The 19143-nt window shown below is 55.2% G+C and carries 17 protein-coding genes; 5 read left to right on the forward strand and 12 right to left on the reverse strand.

Going from position 1 to position 19143, the window contains the following annotated elements; translation table 11 throughout:
- Positions 1–393 precede the first annotated feature (393 nt).
- The 3 genes from argR to yhcN (C5687_RS06410) all read left to right on the forward strand — a co-directional run bounded on the left by argR (position 394) and on the right by yhcN (C5687_RS06410) (position 1878).
- Positions 394–864, forward strand: a complete 471-nt coding sequence (gene argR / locus C5687_RS06400; RefSeq protein WP_025756668.1) for a transcriptional regulator ArgR — start codon at positions 394–396, stop codon at positions 862–864.
- 375 nt (positions 865–1239) lie between these two features.
- A complete protein-coding gene (gene yhcN / locus C5687_RS06405) occupies positions 1240–1503 on the forward strand; it encodes a peroxide/acid stress response protein YhcN (RefSeq protein WP_025756667.1) in 264 nt (87 codons plus the stop codon).
- 108 nt (positions 1504–1611) lie between these two features.
- Positions 1612–1878, forward strand: coding sequence for a peroxide/acid stress response protein YhcN (gene yhcN / locus C5687_RS06410; RefSeq protein WP_045284727.1), 267 nt, complete (start codon positions 1612–1614; stop codon positions 1876–1878).
- Positions 1879–1944: 66 nt separating this feature from the next.
- Here the strand turns inward: yhcN (C5687_RS06410) and C5687_RS06415 are convergent, their stop codons facing one another.
- From C5687_RS06415 to aaeX, 5 genes are all read right to left on the reverse strand, one after another.
- Entirely contained in the window at positions 1945–2217 is a 273-nt protein-coding gene (locus C5687_RS06415; protein ID WP_025756665.1) for a barstar family protein, read from the reverse strand.
- Positions 2218–2262: 45 nt separating this feature from the next.
- Positions 2263–3717, reverse strand: a complete 1455-nt coding sequence (locus C5687_RS06420) for an NAD-dependent succinate-semialdehyde dehydrogenase (RefSeq protein ID WP_104556611.1) — start codon at positions 3715–3717, stop codon at positions 2263–2265.
- 91 nt (positions 3718–3808) lie between these two features.
- On the reverse strand, positions 3809–5776 hold the full coding sequence (gene aaeB, locus C5687_RS06425) for a p-hydroxybenzoic acid efflux pump subunit AaeB (RefSeq protein WP_104556612.1): 1968 nt from the start codon (positions 5774–5776) through the stop codon (positions 3809–3811).
- A 5-nt stretch (positions 5777–5781) separates the two neighbouring features.
- Positions 5782–6714 carry a p-hydroxybenzoic acid efflux pump subunit AaeA gene (gene aaeA, locus C5687_RS06430; protein ID WP_045284724.1) on the reverse strand — a complete coding sequence of 311 codons (933 nt, stop codon included), beginning with the start codon at positions 6712–6714 and terminating at the stop codon, positions 5782–5784.
- 7 nt (positions 6715–6721) lie between these two features.
- On the reverse strand, positions 6722–6925 hold the full coding sequence (aaeX, locus tag C5687_RS06435; RefSeq protein WP_003860416.1) for a p-hydroxybenzoic acid efflux pump operon protein AaeX: 204 nt from the start codon (positions 6923–6925) through the stop codon (positions 6722–6724).
- A 179-nt stretch (positions 6926–7104) separates the two neighbouring features.
- On the opposite strand from aaeX, the gene aaeR reads away from it, so the two are divergent.
- Positions 7105–8031, forward strand: a complete 927-nt coding sequence (gene aaeR / locus C5687_RS06440; RefSeq protein WP_045284722.1) for an HTH-type transcriptional activator AaeR — start codon at positions 7105–7107, stop codon at positions 8029–8031.
- Positions 8032–8248: 217 nt separating this feature from the next.
- Positions 8249–8863, forward strand: a complete 615-nt coding sequence (locus tag C5687_RS06445) for a YagU family protein (RefSeq protein WP_104556613.1) — start codon at positions 8249–8251, stop codon at positions 8861–8863.
- A gap of 46 nt (positions 8864–8909) precedes the next feature.
- On the opposite strand, the gene tldD is transcribed toward C5687_RS06445, so the two are convergent.
- From tldD to mreB, 7 genes are all read right to left on the reverse strand, one after another.
- The gene (tldD, locus tag C5687_RS06450; protein WP_025756662.1) at positions 8910–10355 is read right to left on the reverse strand and encodes a metalloprotease TldD; all 1446 of its coding nucleotides are present in this window, start codon (positions 10353–10355) and stop codon (positions 8910–8912) included.
- A gap of 84 nt (positions 10356–10439) precedes the next feature.
- On the reverse strand, positions 10440–14240 hold the full coding sequence (gene yhdP, locus C5687_RS06455; protein WP_104556614.1) for an AsmA2 domain-containing protein YhdP: 3801 nt from the start codon (positions 14238–14240) through the stop codon (positions 10440–10442).
- A gap of 42 nt (positions 14241–14282) precedes the next feature.
- A complete protein-coding gene (gene rng / locus C5687_RS06460) occupies positions 14283–15752 on the reverse strand; it encodes a ribonuclease G (RefSeq protein ID WP_025756660.1) in 1470 nt (489 codons plus the stop codon).
- The gene (locus C5687_RS06465) at positions 15742–16335 is read right to left on the reverse strand and encodes a Maf family protein (RefSeq protein WP_095441904.1); all 594 of its coding nucleotides are present in this window, start codon (positions 16333–16335) and stop codon (positions 15742–15744) included. The genes rng and C5687_RS06465 overlap by 11 nt, the downstream gene beginning before the upstream one ends.
- Positions 16336–16344: 9 nt before the next feature.
- Positions 16345–16833, reverse strand: a complete 489-nt coding sequence (gene mreD, locus C5687_RS06470; protein ID WP_025756658.1) for a rod shape-determining protein MreD — start codon at positions 16831–16833, stop codon at positions 16345–16347.
- Positions 16833–17849, reverse strand: coding sequence for a rod shape-determining protein MreC (mreC, locus tag C5687_RS06475; protein WP_023309400.1), 1017 nt, complete (start codon positions 17847–17849; stop codon positions 16833–16835). Before mreC ends, mreD begins: the two co-directional genes overlap by 1 nt.
- A gap of 62 nt (positions 17850–17911) precedes the next feature.
- Positions 17912–18955, reverse strand: a complete 1044-nt coding sequence (gene mreB, locus C5687_RS06480) for a rod shape-determining protein MreB (RefSeq protein WP_000913396.1) — start codon at positions 18953–18955, stop codon at positions 17912–17914.
- Positions 18956–19143: the final 188 nt, after the last annotated feature.

The following is a 19143-nucleotide window of genomic DNA, read 5'->3' on the forward strand; positions in this document are numbered from 1 at the left end:
TAAACTCCTTATTATGGTTAACTTAAGTATCTGTAAATCCGTTGCGGCGACCATAATTCAGCAAGTGTTTAATTACAATTTTCGTAGCTAAAGAATTTGAGGTCGCGCGACTTTATCTCTCTTCAGAAGGCTCTGACGACAGACGGCAACGCATTAAGAGGGGGTTACAATACACCCTGCCCCGCCACCAAAACAACATCATTTTGATAACATTTAATTTACTTTTAAGCTTATTTGCGTGGCGTGACCCAGGCATGTTTTCTGATAACGAAATCTGATAAAATCACTCCCTTTCATAACATTATTTCAGGCTGCTGCCTGGTAGATAATTTGCATAAAAATTCATCCACATGCATAATAATGTTGTTTCTATCGTCATATTCCGGGTGACTTATGCGAAGCTCGTCTAAGCAAGAAGAATTAGTCAAGGCGTTCAAAGCGCTACTCAAAGAAGAGAAATTCAGTTCTCAGGGAGAAATTGTTCAGGCGCTGCAGGAACAAGGCTTCGATAACATCAATCAGTCGAAAGTCTCCCGCATGTTAACCAAGTTTGGTGCGGTACGTACCCGCAATGCCAAAATGGAGATGGTCTATTGCCTGCCTGCGGAACTTGGCGTGCCAACCACCTCCAGCCCGCTCAAGAACCTGGTTCTCGATATCGACTACAACGACGCTGTTGTGGTGATCCACACAAGCCCGGGTGCTGCGCAGCTGATTGCCCGCATGCTGGACTCGTTGGGTAAAACGGAGGGTATTCTCGGCACCATCGCCGGTGATGACACCATCTTTACCACTCCGGCTAACGGATTCTCGGTGAAAGACCTCCACGAAGCGATTCTGGTGCTGTTCGAACAGGAACTGTAATCCTCTCTCCCCGTAGCACCGCTGCGGGGATCGTTCTGCTCCCCCTCTTTTTCTCCCGCTATTCCACTGCCCCTGCTTTGACAAATAGTGCTTTTTACCACCCTTTAACATTCACTTGGTGAATGATAAATCAAAAAATCGCACAAAATATCAAAATCAAATATCCATATGATTTAATTAGAGATAACCACGATTAGCGAACAAAAAACATTCAATCTTATGCGTTTTGGTTATTAAAAAAAGACCGGTTAATACGTAATAACAACAGAAACCATTAGTCTGGTATTAATTTTTTCCGTTATTAGTGTATACTTGATTTTGTGATGAGGGTCACGAAACAAGACCCCACTAAAAAATTCGACGAGGTAAAGAATCATGAAAATCAAAACCACTGTAGCGACGCTGAGCGTCCTGTCTGTCCTGTCATTCGGTGCTTTCGCAGCGGACTCCATCAATGCCGAACAGGCGCAATCCCGCCAGGCAATCGGTACGGTTTCTGTCGGCGCGATCGGCACGTCTCCGATGGACATGCATGAAATGCTGAACAAAAAAGCGGAAGAACAGGGTGCGTCATCCTATCGCATCATTGAAGCGCGTTCAGGTGACCACTGGCACGCTACTGCTGAGCTGTATAAATAAGTTTTAGTAATAACTGAATACGTAAATCTCCACTCAACGGCACCAGGCATAAAAATAGCGGTTCAACCCTTCTCGCCGTTGAGCAAAACCTCTTCAGGAGTAAAGACTATGAAAACTAAATTGATCATCGCAACCCTCGGTCTGGCATCGGTTCTCTCTTTCGGCGCAAGCGCAGCCGTTCAGCAGGTGAACGCAGACCAGGCACAAAATCTGCAGCCTATGGGCAGTGTGTCCGTAACATCCGTTACCGGCTCGCCGATGGATATTCGTTCCGAACTTGCCGCCAAAGCTGAAAAAGCAGGCGCCAGCAGCTATCGCGTCACCGAACTGAATCAGGGTGACCACTGGCATGCTACGGCAGAACTGTACAAATAAACCCTCGTCGTATCTCATCATACGACTTGCCCCTGGCCTCATGGTCAGGGGCTTTTTTTATCTCTTTCAATGCCGCGCGTTAAAACGCAGTTGCCCTTCCAGCTCTTCTTCCGCCTCATCGAACAGTAATATCAGTGCGCCAAAACGTCTGCGCAGCTTATCGGGCAAATGGATGAACTCGATCTCCAGCGGTAGCGGCAACAGGCTACCGGTCACCACATCCCACAGCGTATCCAGATTCGTCACGCTTTGCCGTTCAAGATCAAACACCCGGATAAATTCACGATAGAAGTCTTCCTGACTGTCGATCTCGTCAAAATCAAAGGTATAGGTTTTCATTGCCAGCCACCCAGTCCAGGCGAGCGGCATCTGCCGCCCTGTCTATTATAATCCCCCAATATGCAGGGTTTTCACTTCCAGATACTCTTCCAGCCCCAGTACGGAGCCCTCACGTCCCAGCCCTGACTCTTTGACGCCACCAAATGGCCCCAGCTCCGTGGAGACGGCGCACTCGTTGATGCCAATCATCCCGCTCTCGATGGCCTGCGAAACGCGGAATACCCGCGAGAGGTTCTGGGTGTAGAAGTAAGCCGCCAGCCCATAGGGCGTGTTGTTGGCACGCTGGATCACTTCATCTTCCGAGGTGAAACGGAAGCAGGCCGCCACGGGGCCAAACGTCTCTTCTTCTGCCAGTTTCATCCCTTCATGGCAGTCACCCAGTACGGTTGGCATCCAGAAGTTCCCGCCCAGCGGGTGCGGTTTGCCGCCTGCCAGAACGGTCGCGCCCCGGGCAACAGCATCCTCAACGTGCTCGCGCACTTTGTTCACCGCCGAAGGTTCGATCAGCGGGCCAACGACAACCCCCTCCTCCAGGCCATTCCCGACTTTCAGCGCCGTGACCGCATCGGCCAGTTTATTGACAAACTTGTCGTAGACGGTTTCCTGAATATAGAAGCGGTTAACGCTGACGCAGACCTGCCCGGCATTACGGAATTTATTGGCGATGGCCCCTTTAACAGCCGCGTCGATGTCCGCATCCTCAAACACGATATACGGCGCATTTCCCCCCAGCTCCATGGAGACTTTCTTCATGGTTTCTGCGGCGTTACGCACCAGCGTTTTGCCAACGGCGGTCGAACCGGTAAAGGAAATTTTGCGCACCTCCCGGCTTGCCATAATCGCATCGCTGATCTCATGCGTATTCCCGGCCACGGCGTTGAGGACGCCGTCAGGCACACCGGCCTGTTTCGCCAGCGTAAGCAGCGCAAAAGCACTGAGGGGCGTGTTATTTGCCGGTTTGATGACCCCGGTACATCCCGCAGCCAGGGCCGGGCCTAACTTGCGGGTGAGCATCGCCATCGGGAAGTTCCACGGCGTAATCGCCGCAACCACACCCACGGGTTCCCGGGTCGCCAGAATGCGCGAGCCGGGTTTGATCGGCGGAATAATTTCCCCGTTTGCGCGCTTGGCTTCTTCGGCAAACCACTGGATAAAGCTGGCAGCGTACTCTACTTCTCCTTCCGCTTCTTTCAGGGGTTTACCCTGCTCGGTCGTCATTAAGCGACCGAGCCAGCTTTTATTCTCAATAATCAGCTCGTACCAGCGATAGAGAATGGCAGAGCGCTCCTTCGCGGTTTTGGCGCGCCATGCCGGGAAGGCTTTGGCGGCCGCTGCGATAGCGTCTTCGGTTTCCGCTTTGCCGGCTTTCGCCACTCTGGCGATGACCTCACCGGTCGCGGGGTTCTGCACATCAAACGTGGTGTCCAACGTTTTCCAGATCCCGTTGACCAGATAACCGGTCTGAAAAAGGATGTGGTCCTGTAGCGCCTGGGTCGTCATATGCCCTCCCTTTCTGAAATGTAAGAACATGCTGGAATTAAGTATAGCCACAAAAAAACCGACGCTTTTGGCGTCGGCTTTTTTACTTCAGTCAGTTATCCGTGAGGGCATTCTGGTAGCGATGTAGCATAAAGACCAGCCGTCCTACCGGCTCGGTCACCTGAGGCGGTGCTTCCCAGACCTTAAGTTTCTCCTGGTAGATATCGAGCTCTTCCAGCAGTTGCGTAAAGTAACGACGCCGTTTGTCATCACTGCTGGCGGACAGCACGTGGTCGGCAGTGCGACGCAGCTGACGGTGCCAGGCCGACAGATCGTCGTTAATCGGCACCGGCGCGTTACGCAGGCGCTGGTGTGCAATGATCATGGTCAGCGCCAGGCGGAACTTGGCGATATCGCCCGGGAACTTGTTCAGCAGTAAAAACAGCTGCTGATAGAGTGCGGGCAGATGGTTCTCTTTCCGACGTGCCGTATTGGTGGTCATGGACGAGACGGCAGCCGATACAAACTGGTTCAATAACACGCGTCCCGTTCTTGCCTGTGAGTTATCCCGTACCAGCAGAATAACCATCATCGCCAGGAAACAGCCCACCAGCTGGCCTAACGCGCTGTCGAGAAACTGGCTGAAATGGAAGGTCATCGGGTTATCCAGCACAATAATGTTAATCGTGCTCGCCAGCGCCCCCAGCGATCCGAGACGTCGTTTTTGCACCTCAATGCCGATAAAGAACGCCATTACCGCCAGGCTAATACAGAGCAGCAGCATACTCTGCTGGGTAGACGGAATGATCACCAGGAAGTAAAGCGCACCTATCGGCAATGCGGCGATGGTGCCGTACAGGAAATCAATGGCGACCATACGCGGGTTAGGCAGGCGCATCGCAAGGGCGGTAACGACGGCAATCATCACCATCGCGCCGCTGCCGGAGGTCCAGCCCGTCCACAGCCAGAACAGCGTGCCGAGCATGCAGGCCAGCGTCGTACGCCAGAAGTTGACCATCGCATGATGACGTTCGGCAGATTCCGCCTTGATCACCACTTCCCCCTGCAGTACCTCTTCTTCCGCCGCGCTGATTTTAGTGTTACCGATCACGCCGCGTTTCAGCAACAGGTAGCGCGTCGCCGCGCCGACCCAGGTGTAGATCGTCACCGGCGTATCGCGCTCCCCGGTCCAGGCGATGACCCGGCGCATGCGCTTAAGCTGCTTGTGCACGTCCTGCACCGTTTCCACCGGTTCGGCAAACAGTTCGCGAAAGGTATCAGTGACCATTTCAGGTCGGGTGTTTTGAATGAGGTAGGTTTCGCATGCCTGGGTAATCAGCGTTAAGGAGACGGTGTTGAGCGCTTTAAGGCGACGGTTGGCGCGCGCCCAGCGCGACGACTCCATATTGAGGTTGCTGCGCATCCCTTCCAGGGCCTGCGTACGGCGAACCAGACCACTCCAGGCTTTATCTACCTCTTCACTGTCACCGTGCTTAATGCATAGCTGCATCAGCTGGTACTGGGCCACAATCAGCGCGTCGAGCTCGCGATCTACTTCCTGTTTAATCGAGCGCGGAGAGAAAAGCAGGTCAGCGACAATGGCGCTGACGATACCAATCACAATCTCACTGCAGCGTTCAACCGCAAACTGCGGCGCGAGCAGCGGCTCGGACTGAATGGTGATGACAATAATCAGCGCGGTATAGCCCGCCAGTCCCCAGGCATAGGAGTTCTCGACTTTCACCAGCGAGGAGATCCAGGTGCAGAACCCCGCCCAGATGCAGCACACCATCAGCATCAGCAGCGGCGTGCGGATCATCAGAATAATAATGGTGAGCGCCGCGAAACAGCCGATGAACGTCCCGATGATACGCAGCATCCCGCGATAGCGGATCGCGCCTGAATAGGGCTCCCCACCCGCGGCAAAGGCTGGGCCCGCCGCGACAATCGCCGCCGTCAGCACCGCCCAGCGAGGGGTTTCAAGCTGGAAGTGGAAGCCCACAAACAGCGCCAGCACAATGGCACACGCCAGCTTCACAGCGAAGCGAATGTGCTGGCTGGCGATGGAAAAGATACCCATACCGGTTAACCAAACTCGCGCAGGCGATGGGCAATTTTACGGAAGAATGAGTCCTGGCTGGCGTCCCGGTCTTTTTCCCCGGTGATCACCACCGTCGCCGTGGTACCGGCAGGCCACACATTACCCTGCTGTTCATCCAGGTGGATACGTACCGGCACACGCTGGGCCAGACGTACCCACTCAAGGTTGGAATCGACGGTCGCCATCCCTTTTGCATCGTTAGAGCTGCTGGAGTTGGTCACCCCTGCCGCGACGCTGTCCACGGTACCTTTAAAGACGCGGTTGCTGCCAAGCGGCGTGATTTCCGCCCTAAAACCGGGACGTACGCCTTCCAGCTTGGTCTCTTCCATATAGGCGAGCACGTAGAAGGAGTTCTGTTTCACCAGCGCCACAGCGGTTGAACCGCGGGTGATAAATTCCCCGGCATAGACATTCAGGTTGGTCACCCAGCCGTCAGCGGGCGCACGGATCACGGTGCGCTCCAGATCAAGCTTCGCCAGATCGCGCGTCGCCTGTGCTTTCGCCAGCTGATGCAGTACGGTTTGCAGCACGTTATTGGACTGATCAATCTCTTCGCGGGACATCGCCTGAACGCCCAGCTGATTACGACGCCCTGCCTCACGACGTTTCTCTGCGGCCAGCGCCTGGTAATAGGCCACGTCCGCTTCCGCTTCTTCCAGCGCCTTCTGGTAACGCGGCTGGTCGATGGTGAACAGCACCTGGTCTTTCTTCACTAACTGGTTATCGTGAACGTTAACCGCCGTGATAAGCCCGGCCACATCGGGGGCGATCGCCACAACATCCGCGCTGAAACGCGCGTCACGCGTCCACGGCGATTCGGTGTAATAGACCCAGGCGCGAAAAATAGCGATGAACGCGAGGATAACCAGCGCCATGGTGATGGCGGTGCGGGAGATTTTTCTTGTTAGCGTTTTCACATCAACCTCAGACAAACATGCGCGATATCAGGTAAAACAGGCAGCAATACAGCGCGGTATTGAACAATGCAGGATGCCAGACGAAATCGTAGATCCCGGTAGGAACCAGCACCTTGCGCACCAGCCAGAAGATCGCCAGTGATAAAAGCAGCTCGAAAAATATCGGTGGGAACGACAGACCGAACACCACGATAACGGGAAACAGACTCATGTTGACCTTGATAAGCGAGAGTGCAGGCTTCAGAATTTTTTAGCGTACGCCACCGCGGGAGAGCAAGAAACGCCGGGCGGGAATGGCGCAGCCGTTATGTAATTAATAATATATTAACGTAACTGTTATGCTGTTATCTATAATATGTGATCTAAATCACTTTTAAGCCAGAGTGAACAATGGAACGTTTAAAACGCATGTCGGTCTTCGCCAAAGTGGTAGAACTGGGCTCTTTTACCGCGGCGGCACGCCAGCTTCAGATGAGCGTCTCATCCATCAGCCAGACAGTGTCCAAACTGGAAGATGAGCTTCAGGTCAAGCTGCTCAACCGCAGTACCCGCAGCATTGGGCTGACGGAAGCAGGTAAAATTTACTATCAAGGTTGTCGCCGCATGCTGCATGAAGTGCAGGATGTTCACGAGCAACTCTACGCCTTTAACAACACGCCTATTGGCACCCTGCGCATTGGTTGTTCTTCAACTATGGCACAAAATGTTCTCGCCGCCATGACCGCGGATATGCTGAAAGAATACCCGGGGCTGACCGTCAATCTGGTGACGGGTATTCCGGCGCCGGATCTGATTGCCGACGGGCTGGATGTGGTGATCCGCGTCGGTGCATTACAGGATTCCAGCCTGTTCTCGCGTCGGCTGGGCAGCATGCCGATGGTGGTCTGCGCCTCAAAAAGCTATCTGGCGCAGTACGGTGTCCCTGAGAAACCCGCCGATCTCAGCAACCACTCGTGGCTGGAGTACAGCGTACGGCCCGACAATGAATTTGAGCTGATTGCCCCGGAAGGGATCTCCACCCGACTGCTGCCGGAAGGCCGGTTTGTGACCAACGACCCGATGACCATTTCGCGCTGGCTGGTGGCCGGGGCCGGGATCGCCTACGTGCCGCTGATGTGGGTGATCAACGAGATCAACAGCGGCGTGCTGGAGATCCTGTTCCCGCGCTATCAATCCGATCCGCGCCCGGTGTACGCCCTGTATACCGAAAAAGACAAGCTGCCGCTCAAGGTACAGGTATGTATTAACTATCTGACCGACTATTTTGTGGACGTGGCAGAGCTGTTTCAGGGGATGCGGGGAAGAAGAAAGGAATAAGTGATTAATTTCTGAAATATCCGCGCCATTAATATTTCAGGATGAAGCAGACCTTCATCCAGGAATATTCTTTTGCCATTATCAGGAATAGCGAATTGACACTGCCGCCGCCTGCCCTTTACCTTAATAACAGTCTGGCATTCAGACTGTTATTAATTTGTTGCTGATTTGAATAATAAAATGTATTCCGCAGGATGACGTTAAACAAGGAAAAGAAATGAATATATTTGAACAAACACCGCCGTCACGCAGGCGCTATGGACTCGCCGCGTTCATCGGTTTGATTGCAGGGATTGTCTCCGCGTTTGTTAAATGGGGTGCCGAGGTCCCCCTCCCGCCACGAAGCCCCACCGATTTATTCAACGCCGCCTGTGGGCCGGAGCAATTAATAAGAGCCGCAGGTCAGATAGATTGCTCTCGTAATTTCTTAAACCCACCTTATGTTTTTTTACGCGACTGGCTGGGCGTCGTTGATCCTAACGCGGCGGTTTATACCTTTGCCGGACATATATTTAACTGGGTTGGTGTAACACATATTATTTTCTCCGTTGTCTTCGCGGTGGGATATTGTGTAGTTGCTGAAGTTTTTCCGAAAATTAAACTCTGGCAGGGTTTGCTGGCGGGTGCGTTAGCCCAGCTTTTTGTTCATATGATCTCCTTCCCGCTGATGGGGCTGACACCACCGCTGTTTGCACTTCCCTGGTATGAGCACGTGTCAGAGATCGTAGGTCATCTGGTCTGGTTCTGGTCGATCGAGATCATTCGTCGCGATTTACGCAACCGCATCACCCACGAGCCGGATCCGGAGATACCGCTGGGTCACTTACGTTAAAAAAAAGGCGCTACCCGGTAGCGCCTGTTTTTTATGTGGACGCAGGTCAGGCCGTACCGCCCACCGTCAGGTTGTCCACTTTCAGCGTTGGCTGGCCCACGCCAACCGGCAGGCTCTGGCCCTCTTTACCGCAGACGCCCACGCCGTTATCGAGCCTGAGATCGTTACCGACCATGGAAATCTGCTGCATGGCTTCAATACCGGAGCCAATCAGCGTTGCGCCTTTCACCGCTTTGGTCACTTTACCTTTCTCGATCAGGTACGCTTCTGACGTGGAGAAGACGAACTTCCCGGAAGTGATGTCCACCTGGCCGCCGCCAAAGTTTGGCGCAAAGATACCGTAATCAACGGATTCGATAATCTCTTGTGGCGTCGATTTGCCCGGCAGCATATAGGTGTTGGTCATGCGCGGCATTGGCAGGTGCGCATAGGATTCACGACGGCCATTACCCGTTGGCGCAACGCCCATCAGGCGCGCGTTGAGTTTGTCCTGCATGTAGCCTTTCAGCACGCCGTTTTCAATCAGCACATTGTACTGGCCTGGGGTGCCTTCGTCGTCGATAGCCACCGAACCACGGCGATCGCGCAGAGTGCCGTCATCCACCACGGTGCACAGCTCAGAGGAGACAAGTTGCCCGATCTGACCGCTGAATACGGACGTACCGCGGCGGTTAAAATCGCCTTCCAGACCGTGTCCTACCGCTTCGTGCAACAGCACGCCCGGCCAGCCGGCACCCAGCACCACCGGGAATGACCCCGCCGGTGCCGCGACAGCATTCAGATTCACCAGCGCCATGCGCACGGCTTCTTTTGCCCACGCGTCAGCGCGCGCTTCACCGTCAACATCCCCCAGGAACCAGTCGTAGCCGAAACGACCGCCGCCGCCGCTGGAGCCGCGCTCGCGTTTGCCGTCATCATCGACCTGCACGCTGATGGAGAGACGCACCAGCGGACGCACATCCGCCGCCAGCGTACCGTCAGTGGCCGCAACCAGAATCAACTCGTATACACCGCTCAGGCTGGCTGAGACCTCCTGCACGCGTTTATCGGCAGCACGCGCCACTTTGTCTACGCGGCGCAGGATATCCAGCTTCTCTTCACGGCTCATGCTCTGCAGCGGATCGATGGTGGTATAGAGCGCAGAGTGCGACACTTCACCGAGGGTTTTCACGCGACCATCGCCGGTATCGCGCACAATGGTACGCGCGGCCTGCGCGCTCTGCTCAAGTGCGGTCAGGCTAATCTGATCGGCATAGGCAAAACCGGTTTTCTCGCCGCTGACGGCACGAACACCCACGCCCTGATCGATGTTATAAGAGCCATCTTTGATGATGCTGTCTTCTAAAACCCAGGATTCGTGATAGCTCGACTGGAAATAGAGATCGCCGTAGTCGAGACGGCGTTCGGTCAATTGACCAAGAATGGAGAACAGGTCCTGATGGCTCAGGCCGTTCGCTGCGAGCAAATGTTCACTTACCAGGTTCAGACTCATCGTATTGCTACTCGTTCGTTGCCGCCCGTGGCGGTATAAAGATCGTATTTATTGAGAGTGAGGCAATTACCTGCCCACGTCAAATCATTGCTGTGCATCTTTGCGCGGCTGGCGCAGCACCTCGTTAATCTGTGGTTTATCCACCGGACCGGTAATGCGGTAGCGCAGAATGGAGACCTTGCTCCACAGCGGCCCCAGCACTTTGCTGGCGGCAAACACCGCCGCACCGACAATCGGGTTCACCACAAAGGCCGCCGCCACACCCACGCTGGCGGAAATTTCCGGCGCCACCACGGCTTCCATATCCAGCTCGCGACGCACGAGGTTGACCGAGCCTTTCATGGCGATATCCGCTTCGAGGCCGTCCACCAGCGTGTCGTCCGTATGCATCACGCCGTCCTTGATCCACGCCGTACTGCGGATGGAGTCGTAGTAGAACCCTTCGCTGAAGGTATCGCTGAAATCAAAGCGCAGCTTGCGCAGCAGCGCATCAAAGCTCAGCAGGCGCAGGATCTGCCCGGCACGCCCCGTGCTCACATCAGCGATTTCACCTTTGCCGAAGCGGGTTTTCAGAATGCCGTTCAGCGAGGCCTCATCCGGCTTCCACGGTGCGTCACGCCAGTGAAGATCGTAATCGACGTCAAATGACGAACCGCGCAGCGGCGTACTGATACCAAAGAAATTGGTGGCCGCATCCAGTTTGTTACCTTTAATGTCGCCTTTCAGAGACGTACGTTGTTCACCGGGATTATTCACCCATTCCCCTGCGGCGGTCATGCGACCAAAACCGGTATCTACCAGGCCGCCGGAGAGCTTCAGCGTGTTTCCATCAATGGCAAAATCACCGTCGATACGGCCATATTTTTGCCCCCACAGCCAGCACTCCGCACAGCGCAGCTGGAGATCGGGCCAGCCGCTAAAATCAACGCGGGATGTCTTACTCAACGGCGATGTCTCGTCCGGCGAGTTTTTCCCGCTCGCGCTTGCCGGGTTGTAATAGAGATAGCGGATCGCCGCTTGCCATGGGGCGTTATCACGCATGGTGAGCGTACCGTTGATCTCCCTGCCCTGAGCCTCCACTTTCGAGCCGTTAGCGGTGGGCTGAGACACGATGCTCAGGTTGTTCCACTGCTGCCCGCCCAGCATCAGCGACGGGGTGCGTACGGTAATGGTTTGCGGGAACTGAGCCGATTCATCAACGTTTTGCCCCACACCTTTCTGGAACAGTGCCAGCCATTCTGCACCGTCCATTGGCGGGAGATTAAGCTCAATGCCCGACTGCTGCGGCAGCGGTGGCGTGGAGCGGCTATCCGTCGTCCAGATGGCTTTATCGAGGGTGAGCTTGCGGTTAAGCAGCCAACGGCTGTTGAAGTGGTTCATCCCGCCAGCGTTTCCGGTTAGCTCGAAGCTGTTCAGGTTGCCGTCAACGTTCAGCTTCACCGGCAGCGGCTGTCCGGGCTGTTTATCCAGCGGTGCAGGCAGCTGGCTCTGCAGGTTTTTCAGATCGCCCGTAATGTCGACCTGATAACGCGCCTCCGCGTGATAAGGCAGATCGATTGCAACCTTGCCCTGCCAGGCGACCGCGCCATTCACTGACGCCTCAATCGGCTTCGGTAGGACATCCATGCGCGATGGCTGCCAGTTACCGTTCAGATTGACGGCCACCTGATACGCCTTTTCCCCCTCGGTCGTCGAGAAGTCAATATTCACGGGCTGATTAAACCAGCTGGCGGTCAGCGGCTCGCTTTTCAGGTTACCGTTCTCAAAACTGAACTGCCCGCTGAGGTTTTTCAGGGTGCTCTCAAGGGGTTTGATATACAGACTGTTGTTCTTCAGACGGACGTCACCTTTGGCGGTAGTCATTTCGCCGTCCAGCGGAATATCAAGATGTAAGCGAGCATTCACATCGCCATCAAGCTGGAGTTGCTGCAGCGTCGCCGCCAGCGACGCTTTTAGCGGCGTCTCCTCAAAATAGGGCCCCACGGCTTTACCCGGACCGTTGATGTCGGCATCAATCAGCAGTTTCTCTTTTGAATAGTCGGGAATGTTTGCCGTCAGGTTGCTGGCCGTCACGCCGCCCAGCGCCACGTTGTCTGACTTCATCCACAATCCGTCATTGAGGAAATTAAGCTCAATGTCCAGGTTTTTCAGCGCCGGCCAGCCCGGCTGGAACGCGAAGGTGGCGTTGTGTAACGGCACCAGTACCTGGAACTGACCTTCATTATGTTTGTACGGGAAAAGATGTGGATTGCCACCGTAAACCAGCGTGGCATTATCGGCCTGACCGCCCTGAATGGCACCGCTCAGATAATCTACCAGCGCTTTACCCATCAGGTTTTCCGGGAAATAACGCCAGGCCTGAGAACCATCAGTGGTACTGATCCCCGCCAGGATCCCCAGCCAGGGTTCATCACCTGCTGGCTGCAGATAGCGGAAATCGCCACGGGCATGTACGGCTTTGGCTTTAACGTCGATATGGCGGCCATCAAGCTGGAAACCCTTATCGTTACGCAGCCAGTTAAGCACCGCGTTGCCCTGTTCAATTTCCAGCGGCGCGCGGAACACCGTCTCGTAAGGCATTCTGGCGTCGTGCATATCAACCGTCAGCCGGCCGTCTTCCACGCTGCCTTCCAGCTTGCCACTAAAGTGTTCCGCCCCCGGCAGCAGCTTCCACTGCTTCCAGGCAAGATCTTTCCACGAGGCCTGAAAACGGGTCTTTTCCGTTGCCTGCAGCGGGATGTCGAGCGCCAGGGCGTCTATCTTCCCGCTCGGCTGCGTGGCCAGCCAAATCTCGCCGAGATCCGGGGAGAGCTTTGCGGCCATCGAGCGCAGGCCTTCAATGGCACCGAGATCCAGATTGCTGGCGCGGATGCGCAGTTCATCGCTGCGTTTGTTTGCCACGCCGCCGACATCCTGCTCCGGCATCCAGGCCAGCGTCAGCGCGCCGCGCGGCCAGGCCTTGCCGTCCATGGTGATACGCGTATCCGGAATGGCGAACTGCCATCCCTCTTTCTCTTGGGTCACGTGCGCCGTGAGGTTGTCGACGGAAAGCTGGTGCTGCTGGTTTTCACCTTTCCAGCTTGCGCCTCCCTGCTTGAGCCAGATATCCCCGCTGGCAAATTCGCCTTTCGTCAGGGTCAGCCAGCCTTCAAGGCTGAAACGGGCGGTTTCCAGCTGCATATTCTGCTGGATCCACTTCCCCAGCCACGGCTTCACATCCACATCGTCGGCCTGCAGCCAGACTTTGCCGTTGTTGAGCAGACCGTCATCATCCCGCAGATCCATGCGTACCTGCATGACGCCGTGCTGACCGTTCAGGCTGGAGAGACTCACCTGCCCTTCAGCGCGGTGCCGGTTTCTGCCATTGAGCCAAGTCAGCTGTGGGATCGCCAGTTCCGCGCGCTGTCCAGAGAGGGTAATAAAGCTCACCTCGCTGTCGCGCAGATCGAAATGATCGAACTGGCGCAGGAAAAGATCGCTAAAACGGTTGGCCTCAAGCCCCTGACTGCTGTCGCCACCCGAGATGGGGGTATTGGTCAGAAACTGGAGCTGATAAAAGGTGAGATCGCGAAACTGCCAGCGCAGATGCAGCAGGCTTTGCCAGACATCGAGCGCCAGGGTCACGCGTTTGATTTTGAGGTGGCCGCCATCTTTCAGGCTGGCATTAATATCCCGGGCATCGAGCGTCGGGCCAAAATTCTGCCAGCTGGCGCTTATCTGGCTGACGTCCACCGGCACGCCGGTGGTGGATTCGATTTTTGCCAGCAGTTGCGGACGCCAGCTGTCCAGATGCGGTAAAACGAGGCGTAGCCCGCTCACGAGCAACGCGACAATCACGACCAGCGTTGCCCCTGTAAGCAATAAAATCCCCGGCAATCGCCTCACGCATCTCTCCTTGTCAGCTTTGGTCACACAGCGAACTGCGTCTTACATCATCACGACGTCGAACTGCTCCTGGTTATAGAGCGGTTCAATTTGTACTTTTACCTGTTTGCCGACAAAAATTTCCACCTCCGCCAGCGCGTGTGACTCTTCGCCTTTCAGCGCTTCAGCCACCGCAGGGGAAGCATAGACCAGAAAACGATCGGAGTCGTAGGCATGATGAACGCGGACGATTTCACGCATAATTTCGTAGCAGACGGTCTCAACCGTCTTTACCGTTCCGCGTCCATGGCAGGTTGGGCATTCATTACACAGCACATGCTCCACGCTTTCACGGGTACGCTTACGCGTCATTTCCACCAGCCCCAGCTGTGAGAACCCGTTGATGCTGGTCTTCACGCGATCCTTACTCAGCGCCTGCTCAAGCGAGTGCAGCACGCGGCGGCGATGGTCTTCATTACTCATATCGATAAAGTCGATGATGATAATGCCGCCCAGATTACGCAGACGAAGCTGGCGCGCAATGGCCTGCGTGGCTTCGATGTTGGTGTTAAAGATGGTGTCATCCAGGTTGCGATGGCCGACAAACGCGCCGGTATTGATATCGACGGTGGTCATCGCCTCGGTCTGATCGATGATCAGGTACCCGCCAGATTTCAGCTCGACCTTACGCTCCAGCGCACGCTGGATCTCGTTTTCGACATCATACAGATCGAAGATCGGCTGACGCCCCGTGTAATGCTCCAGCAGGCCGGGCATCTCCGGAATGTACTCGGCGGTAAATTCCAGCAGCGCTTCGTAAGTCAGGCGAGAGTCCACGCGAATGCGGTCAAGCTGAGCATCGGCAAAGTCACGGAGAACACGCTGAGCAAGAGCCAGCTCACCATAGAGCTGGCAGCGGGTCTGGTTGCGTTTTTTACGCTCCATCACTTTGGTCCAGACGCGCTTGAGGTACGCCGCGTCGGACGCCAGGTCTTCTTCGCTGATCCCTTCCGCGGCGGTACGGATGATAAATCCGCCCTGTTCATCGCAGTACGCGCTGACCACTTTTTTAAGGCGCTCACGCTCGCTTTCGCTCTCAATACGCTGCGAAACGCCCACGTGCGACGCGCCAGGCATAAAGACCAGATAACGGGAAGGTAAGGTGATGTCGGTGGTCAGACGGGCACCTTTAGTGCCGAGGGGATCTTTCACCACCTGCACCATCAGATCCTGTCCCTGACGCACCAGCTCAGAAATATCGCGCACGGCAAACTGCTTTTGCTCTTCGCCAGCGACGCACTCGGTGTGCGGCATAATATCGGAGGCATGTAAAAATGCCGCCTTATCCAGTCCAATATCTACAAAAGCCGCCTGCATACCCGGTAGTACACGACTGACACGACCTTTGTAGATATTGCCTACTATTCCGCGCCGCGCTTCACGCTCAATATGAATTTCCTGAAGAATGCCACCATCAATGTAGGCCACACGGGTTTCCGATGGCGTTACGTTTACCAACAATTCAGCCGTCATAATTATCCCTTCCCTCACGCAGTGAGTTAAAATTGCTCAGCAACTCATACGTTTCCACCAGCGGTAAGCCGACTACGGCGTGATAGCTGCCATTAATCTTCCTGACAAAACAGCCACCCAGCCCCTGAATACCGTATGCACCTGCCTTATCCATCGGTTCACCGCTGGCGATATAAGCGGCGATCTCGTCGTCGGTAAGTACTCTGAATGTCACATCCGTCACCACCAGGCAATCCAGCACGTGCTGACTGTCAGCCAGCGCGACCGCCGTCATCACCTGATGCGTTTGTCCGGACATTTTGCGCAACATGCGCGCCGCATGATCGGCGTCGCAGGGTTTCTCAAGCACTTCACCATTAAGGATAACGATGGTATCTGCTCCCAGCACGGGAAGATCGCGCGGTACACTGGCGACGCCAGCCTGCGCTTTCTCGCGCGCCAGGCGCGACACGTACTGTTGAGCACTTTCGCCCTCGGCACGTTTTTCTTCAATGCCGGTCACGATGCGTTCAAAAGATACCCCTAACTGCGTCAGGAGTTCCTGGCGGCGCGGGGAGCCGGAAGCGAGATACAAAGACGTCATAGAAACCTTTTATTGCACAGCAAACTGCTGGCGAACCTTACGCATCAGCAGGAACAGCCATGGCCAGAGCACACCGTTTACTACACTACTCCAGAACACTTCCGGTCGGAAAGAGACGTTGATCACTAAAAACTCTGCCCAGAAAACAACGATATCCGCAGCGAGCGACAATAACATCACGACCAGAGCCTGTTGCCAGAGCGCAAGGTTACGAAAGAGCTGGAATTTAAGTGCGACGAGGTACGCAATAATACTCATGGACAAGGCGCGCACGCCAAGCGTAGAGCCGCTAATGAGATCCAGTATGGCACCCATCACAAAACCTGTGCCGACATTTACGCGATGCGGCAGGGCAAGGATCCAGTAAAGCAGAATGAGCAATACCCAGTTTGGCCGGAAAACGAGAATCTCATCCGGCCAGGGCATCACCTGCAGTAACAGTGCAATGAGAAACGAGAGCCAGATGACCCAGCGTCCCTGGCTACGATAACTTGCCACTACTGCCCTCCCGAAGAGAGTTTAGGCGGTGGCGGCGCATCCGGCAGCGGCTGCGTTAACCCTGTAGCCGGCGCTGGCACGGGCGCAGGCGGCCCCATGGAATCCGCAGGCGGGAGAACCTGCGGCATCATCTGCATCAGGCGTTCATTCGCTACACGATGCACCTCTTCAGGCGTCATCGGGTTAGCGCCATTCCGATCGGCACCCCACAACAGCAGCAGATAGCGCAGACGCTGTAAACCTGCGGTTGGACGCGCCTGGATCACGGTATAGGCCCGTTGCGTATCCAGCTTAACTGACGAGACCACCGCAACCGGATAGCCCTCAGGGAAGCGTCCACCCAGACCGGAGGTCACCAGTACGTCACCAACACGGATATCCGTGTTGGCAGGCAGGTGTTCCAGCTGCAGGTCATCGGTACAGCCGTTACCGGCCGCGATCACGCGAATGTCGTTACGCAGAACCTGGATCGGCAGCGCATGGGTAGCATCACAAATCAGCAGCACGCGGCTGGTCAGCTTGGCCACGGCGACCACCTGGCCCACCACGCCTTTATCGCTGATAACAGGCTGGCCTTCATACACGCCGTTTACGCTCCCTTTGTCGATCACAACCTGATCGCTGTAAGGGTCGTTCACGGTGGAGATCACCTGCGTGACCATTTTCTGCTCATCCTGACGCAGCGGCGAGCCGAGGAGCTCACGCAGACGCGCGTTTTCCTGCTTGTATTGCCCCAGCATCAGCAGTTCGCTGTTTTTCAGCAGCAGTTCCTGGCGTAATGCCCGGTTTTCGAGTTCGAGTTGGTCACGCGAAGACAGCGTTTGTGAAACGGAGTCGAGGAGTTCACGGGGACCATTTGATACAAAGTAGAAAGGACTGACGGCGGTATCCATGTACGTTCTGATCTGGCTGAACGTACCGAGGCGGCTATCGGCAATAATGACCCCAAGCGCAACCAGAACCGCCAGAATAAGGCGAAACTGTAGCGATGGGCCACGGCTAAAAATTGGCTTCATAGGCTATGCGTATTCTCGCGTCAGAGAGAAAGGGTAGCAAATTGCTACCCTCTCAAACTCGACTACTCTTCGCTGAACAAATCGCCGCCGTGCATGTCGATCATTTCCAGCGCCTTGCCACCACCACGGGCGACGCAAGTCAGTGGATCTTCTGCAACTACGACAGGAATACCTGTCTCTTCCATTAACAGGCGGTCGAGGTTACGCAGCAGCGCACCACCACCGGTCAGAACCATACCGCGCTCGGAGATATCGGACGCCAGTTCTGGTGGGCACTGTTCCAGCGCAACCATTACTGCGCTCACGATGCCCGTCAGTGGTTCCTGCAGTGCTTCCAGAATTTCGTTGGAGTTCAGGGTAAAACCGCGTGGAACACCTTCAGCCAGGTTACGGCCACGCACTTCGATCTCACGCACTTCATCGCCCGGATACGCAGAGCCGATTTCGTGTTTGATACGCTCTGCGGTCGCTTCACCGATCAGAGAGCCGTAGTTACGGCGCACGTAATTAATGATGGCTTCATCGAAGCGGTCACCACCGATACGTACGGAAGAGGAGTAGACCACGCCGTTCAGAGAGATAACGGCCACTTCAGTGGTACCGCCACCGATATCCACCACCATCGAACCGGTGGCTTCAGAAACAGGCAGACCTGCACCGATTGCCGCCGCCATTGGCTCTTCAATCAGGAACACTTCACGTGCACCTGCACCCTGGGCAGATTCACGGATTGCGCGACGTTCTACCTGGGTTGCGCCAACCGGCACACATACCAGAACACGCGGGCTTGGACGCATGAAGCTGTTGCTGTGAACCTGCTTGATGAAGTGCTGAAGCATTTTTTCAGTCACGAAGAAGTCGGCGATAACGCCGTCTTTCATTGGGCGAATGGCGGCGATGTTGCCAGGGGTACGACCCAGCATCTGCTTCGCGTCATGACCCACTGCAGCGACGCTTTTCGGCGAGCCTGCACGATCCTGACGAATGGCCACAACAGAAGGCTCATTCAATACGATGCCTTGTCCTTTTACATAAATAAGGGTATTCGCGGTACCCAGGTCAATGGACAGGTCATTGGAAAACATGCCACGAAATTTTTTCAACATACTAAGGGATAATCCTGAAAGCTGGGGCGGAAAACAAAATCCGCTTACTTTACCAACCACACGCAGCAGCGACAAGGCGCAAAAATCATCTGCAACGGTGAAAATTTGTGCAGTACGTTTCCTGATGTTACAAATTCATCCCCTGACTCCCTCAGGGCTGAGTAAACAGTAGCGTTCCCCACTGACAT

This window comes from Enterobacter sichuanensis (assembly GCF_002939185.1).
Classification (GTDB): domain Bacteria; phylum Pseudomonadota; class Gammaproteobacteria; order Enterobacterales; family Enterobacteriaceae; genus Enterobacter; species Enterobacter sichuanensis.